The sequence below is a fragment of the Mesobacillus maritimus genome, assembly GCF_019749255.1.
GTDB classification, from domain to species: Bacteria; Bacillota; Bacilli; order Bacillales; family Cytobacillaceae; genus Mesobacillus_B; species Mesobacillus_B maritimus_A.
In genome coordinates, this window is the sequence record NZ_JACWFH010000021.1 from 66,279 (window position 1) to 72,734 (window position 6,456).

Genomic DNA, 6,456 nt, shown 5'->3' on the forward strand with positions numbered 1-6,456 from the left:
ACAAACCCATATTCTTTAAACAGAATGTGGGTTTTCTTGATAAGCGCCTGTTCTTCGAAAGATTAATAATGCGATAAAAATGAATAGCAGCATGGTGCTGATGACATAGAAAAAGCTTGCTCCTTTTAAGTGTTCAATTGCGAGCCCGCCAATAAAAGGACCACTGATGCTACCGAATGAAAAGAAGATGGAAACCATCAAATTGCCTGCTGGGAGCAGTTGTTTTGGTAATAAATCGGCCATGAAACTGATTCCAAGGGAATATGTTGAGCCCACGAGCATTCCTGCAATAAAGAAACAAATGAGTAATCCCGTAACGGAATTTTGTAGAAATCCTGCTGCGGTAAAGCAAATAAACCCAGCTAACATGACAATTAGAAGTATATTTTTTCGTCCAAAACGGTCACTAAGTATCCCTAATGGTAATTGAAACACGATGCTTCCTGCTGCAAATGCAGGGAGAATAATCGATACTGCTCCAATCTCAATCCCACTTCTTAACGCATATACAGGAAAGTTTCCGTTGAGTGATGCCTCGAGGAAGCCGTATCCAAAAGGCGGAAGAAAAGCAACCCAGGCATACTTGAATACCAATCCAAACCTTTTCATTGTTCCAAAAAAGGAAGTCCCACTCTTATCCGACTCAGGAAACTCATTTTTCAAAAACCAGACAAATGCCCAAGCTACTAAACTAATGCTGCAGGAAATGATAAACGGAAGTGTTTCGTTTACCTCTAGAAGCCTTGTCATCATGGGACCGACGGTAAAGCCAATTCCAAAAAATAGCCCGTAAAGAGCAATGTTACGACCTAATTTTTCACTAGGCGAAGACGATGTAATCCAAGTTTGTGTCCCAAAATGAAGCAATTGGTCGCCGATGCCAATCAGGAGCCTTAATACAAACCAAAACCAAAAGGATTTCCAAAGGGGAAAGAATGCAAGTGAGCTTACCACCAGGAGTCCTCCTATTAGAATAATGGGTTTGTAGCCAAATTTCCTTAAAGGGCCCTCCATAAACGGGGATGCTAATAAAACACCGATATACAAACCAGTTGCATGTAAGCCATTCAGTGATGAAGAAACTCCGTCTTGTTCAAAAATAATGGCTATTAGGGGAAGAAGCATTCCTTGTGAAAAACCCGAAATAGCAACAATGCTTACTAAAATCCAAAAGCGAAAGGTGGTGTTTTTATTCATGAATAATCTCCTATAATCTTTATGTTTTGATGGTAACCGAGCGTGAATCTTTCGGCAAGAGAAAATGTTCTAAATTATAGGACGATGGATGAAATCATGAAGAATAGAACTATTTCGTAAGATTCAAGGAATATTAATAATTTTACTAGTTTTCATAACATTAATAGTAGTACACTAAAGTTTCTGGCAAGGAAAATACGCAAGCTCATTCATGAAGAAACCACTGAATGGGAAGTGTAAAATTGAAAATGGAACACTTTTTTAAATTAGAAGCGGCGTACATGGTTATTAACAACGAAGAGACATAAGGAGAAGAAAGCATGAAATTTTTTTATCGGATATTATTTTTCCTCATTGGGTTGCTGGCTTTATCTCTAGGTATTAGCTTGGCGATTGTGTCAGGTTTAGGATCAGGTGCTTGGGATGCTTTAAATGTTGGTCTTGCTGACACAATTGGATTTACACCAGGCACATGGGTGATTCTTGTGGGGATTTTTTTAATTATTTTAAATGCGTTTTTATTACAGACTAGACCAGATATTGGGGCAGTCATTACTTTATTTATTACGGGAGTTTTCATTGATTTCTGGTTGCTTCAAATTTTTAATGACCTCGTATTAAACGAATTTCTTAGTAAAATCCTCTATCTCTTAGCGGGTTTACTCTCAATGGGAATTGGGATTTCGATTTATATGCAGGCAAAGTTCTCATTAAGTCCTATTGATAACCTGATGTTAGCTTTACGGAAGAGGTTTGGATTTAGTTTTATGGTGGCGAAAACAGTTGGGGAAATTATTGCACTTATCCTAGCCTTTCTCTTCGGTGGACCGATTGGAATTGGAACAATTCTGGTAACCTTTGCTGTAGGGCCATTAATTCAGCTTTTCTCTCCTCATTTTGATAAGTTGTTTAAACGCTTTACAGCTGTATAAAGATAATTTTTAAAAGCTTGGATAATATCAGAGGACTACGAAAAAACTACAAACAAATGCAGAATTTTGTCGTTTTGAAAGGAGTCCAACACCATGAAAAGAAACTTGATAATTCTTCTAAGTATGGTTTTCCTGTTCTCTTCTTTTACCTCCGTCTCTGCTGAAAAGCCAGCGGAAAAGGGGGATAAAAAAGCTGCGCCAGCAAAACAGGAAGCGAAAACCCAGTATACGATTCCCAGTTCAGTAATGAACATTACCAAGGAAAATACGTATCCTAACCCAACTGAGGATTTGCCATTATTACAACCGAGTGACTTAACAAAGGACCTTATCTCCACCTCTAAGGTGAAAATTGAAAACCCAGATCTTATTCGCATGCTTAATGAAACTTCGATTAATAGTACTCCCTTTGCAATTGGTTACAGGGCAATCGTCTATTTGGGGGAATGGCCGCTTAACTACGAATCAACAGAAACCTCGCCAAATTGGGAGTACCAGAAAATTAATACCAATTATTATGACAACCGAGGTGGAAAAAGCCCTTATCAGATTCATTATGTTCAAGAACAGCAAAAGACTGTGAAGGGTGGACTCACTGCTAAAATTAAAAATGCAGAAGATGTTCAAAAAATGATGCTGTTAACAGCTGCAAAGAAAACCGGGTTGCCTCTTGCCTTTGAAACAATAGTTGGCGCAGGAACGAAAAAAGACCAGATTTATAATATTCAACCAAAGCGTCTCGGCTACCTTTATGGCTATGCACCAGCTATTAATGAAAAAGGGAAGGTGACTTTTGGGGAAGTTTACCTGATGTTAAAAGGAAATAAAAAACTAATTGTTGTCAAAAATGTAACTTCACAAGGAATTGGTGCATGGATTCCAATTCAGGATCATGTTGCATTTGGATTTGTCGCAAGTGAACGCCCAAGATAAAATGTCATTTTACAAATTAGTATAACGCACTAAATAACTAGCTAAAATAATCTTAGTGAAAGAGCAGGTAAGTCCTGTTCTTTTTTTATGCTTCATGATTGAATATACATTTTAATCAAACGTTTGATTAAGATTGCATAATGCCTATAAATTCGGTAGGATGAGAACGGAAAGTGAAAGGAGAGAGTGATTTGGGAAGCCCGATTAAAGACTCTGGAAATCAAGTAGTATTTTTAAAACATCGTTTAAATGCCTTTATGGATTTGTTAGAAGCAATTGATCCTGAAGAGGCTGATTTAGAGGATATTGATCGCATGATTGCGATTGTAGAAGAAATGGATGCGAAATGCCGCGAATTTAAAAACCGTGAGTTAAAAGAGGCCGAATAGGGTCTCTTTTTTTATTAGGCAAGCAATGCATACGATGGCTTATACTCTTTATTTCCCTTGTTATCCACTGAATAGAAACTGGACTTTTAACTTTAAAAAGGCCATATATAGGAGTATAATGAAAGCGGTATTGTAAAAGAAAATTCTAAAAATATACAAACGAACAGAGGGAATTATGAGGAGAGGGGCTAGACAATGAATATTGAAAAGTTTCAAGAAAGCATGTACAAGCTAATTGTAGAAACATCCACTAAATTGCCTAAGGATGTTCGTAGAGCAATCAAGGCTGCAAAGGAACAAGAAAATGCCGGAACTCGTTCTGCCATGAGCCTTGCGACCATTACGAATAATATTAAAATGGCGGATGATAACGTTTCACCAATTTGCCAAGATACAGGACTTCCTACTTTTAAAATAAAGGTTCCAGTTGATGCGAACCAACTCGAGATGAAAAAGGCCATCTATGAAGCGATTGCTTTGGCAACCAAAGACGGGAAGCTACGTCCAAACTCAGTTGACTCGCTAACAGGGGAGAATAGCGGCGACAATCTTGGAGGCGGAACTCCTGTTATTAAGTTTGAACAATGGGAAAAGGATTATATTGATGCCCGCTTAATTTTAAAAGGTGGCGGTTGTGAAAATAAAAATATCCAGTACAGCTTACCATGTGAGCTTGAAGGACTTGGCCGAGCGGGTCGTGATCTGGATGGAATTCGCAAATGTATCATGCACTCAGTGTATCAAGCGCAGGGTCAAGGCTGTAGCGCTGGATTTATCGGTGTTGGAATTGGGGGAGACCGTTCATCCGGATATGACTTGGCTAAGGAACAATTATTCCGATCTAATGATGACGTAAATCCAAATGAAGACCTACGCAAACTAGAAGAGTATGTGATGGCAAATGCAAATAAGCTAGGCATTGGAACAATGGGCTTTGGCGGGGAAACGACTTTATTAGGCTGTAAGGTTGGTGTCATGAACCGTATTCCAGCAAGCTTCTTTGTTTCAGTAGCATATAACTGCTGGGCATTCCGTCGCTTAGGCGTTAACGTAAATCCTGAAACAGGTGAAATCCAAGATTGGTTTTATCAAGAAGGCGAGAATGTCGACTTCGCAGAGCAAGAAAAGAAACAAGCAGAAGTTGAAATTGCTGCATCAGTAGAAGCGACTGGTTCTTCTTCAAACCAAGAAGCAATTACGTTAACGGCTCCAATAACGGAAGAACAAATTCGTCAGTTAAAAGTGGGCGATGTTGTCAAAATTACCGGCAGAATGTATACAGGCCGCGATGCCATCCACAAGTATCTTATGGATAATGATGCGCCAGTTGATCTTAATGGCCAGGTTATTTACCACTGTGGACCGGTAATGTTAAAAGATGGAGAAGGCAACTGGCATGTCAAAGCTGCAGGTCCAACGACTAGTATCCGTGAAGAGCCTTATCAAGGCGATATTATGAAGAAGTTCGGCATCCGTGCTGTGATTGGAAAAGGTGGGATGGGACCGAAAACTCTTGCTGCCCTTAAAGACCATGGCGGCGTTTATTTAAATGCTATTGGTGGTGCGGCCCAGTATTATGCTGAGTGTGTAAAGAGTGTTGATGGTGTTGATTTAATGAACTTCGGAATCCCTGAAGCGATGTGGCACTTACAGGTAGAAGGTTTTACAGCTGTTGTGACCATGGATTCTCATGGGAACAGTCTCCATGAGGATGTTGAGAAGTCATCACTAGAGAAGCTAGCTCAATTTAAAGAACCTGTTTTTAAATAAGGCTATTTTTTCGTAAAGATTTTTGCTAAAATCCTAAAGCCGATTTTAGCGAGAGCAAGCTTGTTATTGGGGTATTACCTCGTCTGTAAGCTCTTGTCTCAATAGTGATTTCCTTATATTCATCAGATCAAGCTAAAAATAATAGTTTTTCCTCTTAAAAGCAACAGAGTTTGATAAAAGAGCCTTAAATAAAATTGAAATAAATGGAAGAGGCAGTGCGCATGATTCGCACTGCTTTTTTTGTTTATTTTTTACCTTTCAACAAACAATAAGAAAAACATCTATGGAGGGGCAGAATGAAAAAATTTATCAAACTGGTTCTGGCATTGGGAGTTCTGTTTTTCGTTGCAAGTCCGCTTGTTCAGGCGGCAGTACCAAACACCCCAATCAATTGGGGATTTAAGAAGGCAAGTGAAGGCCGCCCAGCAGATGCGGGGAAACAACACGAACAGCTTCTTGAAAAGTATGGAGCTGTCTATAAAGGAGATTCAAACAAAAAGGAAATTTATTTAACATTTGATAATGGCTATGAAAATGGGTATACCAATCAGATTTTGGATGTTTTGAAAAAGGAAAAGGTACCGGCAACCTTTTTTGTTACTGGTCATTATTTAGAAAGTGCAGAAGACCAAGTAATCAGGATGGTTGAAGAAGGTCATATTGTCGGAAATCATTCTTATTACCATCCAGATTTAACACAAGTCGATGATGCGAGAGTCAAACGAGAGTTAGATAGGGTAAAGAAATTAACCTATGAGCTAACAGGTCAGAAACATATGTCGTATTTAAGACCCCCACGTGGAGTTTTTAGTGAAAGAACCTTGAAGTTGGCCAAAGATGCAGGCTACACTCATGTGTTTTGGTCATTAGCCTTTGTTGACTGGAATACGGATCAACAAAAGGGATGGGAATATTCCTATAACAACATCATGAGACAAATTCACCCAGGTGCCATTTTGTTGTTGCATACAGTTTCAAAAGATAACGCCGATGCCCTTGAAAAGGTAATCAAAGACTTGAAAAAAGATGGCTATACGTTTAAAAGTTTAGATGATCTTTTTGCTAACAAAGAATTTGATAACCCTATGCTACACAAGAAATAGTTCTAATATCCTAAGTCCGAACTAAGTAGGTACTAGTTCGGGCTTTTTCCTGAACTTATCCCTGAGTGGGCATCTCATGAACATTTTCTCGCATTTTCTCCTGATTTTGTCTTTGAGCTGGCATCTCATGGA

The 6,456-nt window shown here is 38.9% G+C and carries 6 protein-coding genes; 5 read left to right on the top strand and 1 reads right to left on the bottom strand.

Annotation, left to right across the window (positions count from 1 at the left end):
• Nucleotides 1–15: 15 nt before the first annotated feature.
• Nucleotides 16–1,197 carry an MFS transporter gene (locus H0185_RS16045; RefSeq protein ID WP_221874523.1) on the bottom strand — a complete coding sequence of 394 codons (1,182 nt, stop codon included), beginning with the start codon at nucleotides 1,195–1,197 and terminating at the stop codon, nucleotides 16–18.
• A gap of 320 nt (nucleotides 1,198–1,517) precedes the next feature.
• Between H0185_RS16045 and H0185_RS16050 the strand changes: the two genes are divergently transcribed.
• The 5 genes from H0185_RS16050 to pdaA all read left to right on the top strand — a co-directional run bounded on the left by H0185_RS16050 (nucleotide 1,518) and on the right by pdaA (nucleotide 6,324).
• The gene (locus tag H0185_RS16050; protein ID WP_221874524.1) at nucleotides 1,518–2,129 is read left to right on the top strand and encodes a YczE/YyaS/YitT family protein; all 612 of its coding nucleotides are present in this window, start codon (nucleotides 1,518–1,520) and stop codon (nucleotides 2,127–2,129) included.
• A gap of 93 nt (nucleotides 2,130–2,222) precedes the next feature.
• On the top strand, nucleotides 2,223–3,062 hold the full coding sequence (locus H0185_RS16055; RefSeq protein ID WP_221874525.1) for a YfkD famly protein: 840 nt from the start codon (nucleotides 2,223–2,225) through the stop codon (nucleotides 3,060–3,062).
• 191 nt (nucleotides 3,063–3,253) lie between these two features.
• Complete coding sequence (locus H0185_RS16060; RefSeq protein WP_221874526.1) at nucleotides 3,254–3,451, top strand: SE1561 family protein; 198 nt, start codon at nucleotides 3,254–3,256, stop codon at nucleotides 3,449–3,451.
• Nucleotides 3,452–3,646: 195 nt separating this feature from the next.
• Complete coding sequence (locus H0185_RS16065) at nucleotides 3,647–5,221, top strand: fumarate hydratase (RefSeq protein ID WP_246629239.1); 1,575 nt, start codon at nucleotides 3,647–3,649, stop codon at nucleotides 5,219–5,221.
• 296 nt (nucleotides 5,222–5,517) lie between these two features.
• Nucleotides 5,518–6,324 (top strand): delta-lactam-biosynthetic de-N-acetylase, encoded by an 807-nt coding sequence (gene pdaA / locus H0185_RS16070; RefSeq protein WP_221874527.1) that lies wholly within the window; start codon nucleotides 5,518–5,520, stop codon nucleotides 6,322–6,324.
• The last annotated feature ends 132 nt before the right edge of the window (nucleotides 6,325–6,456 follow it).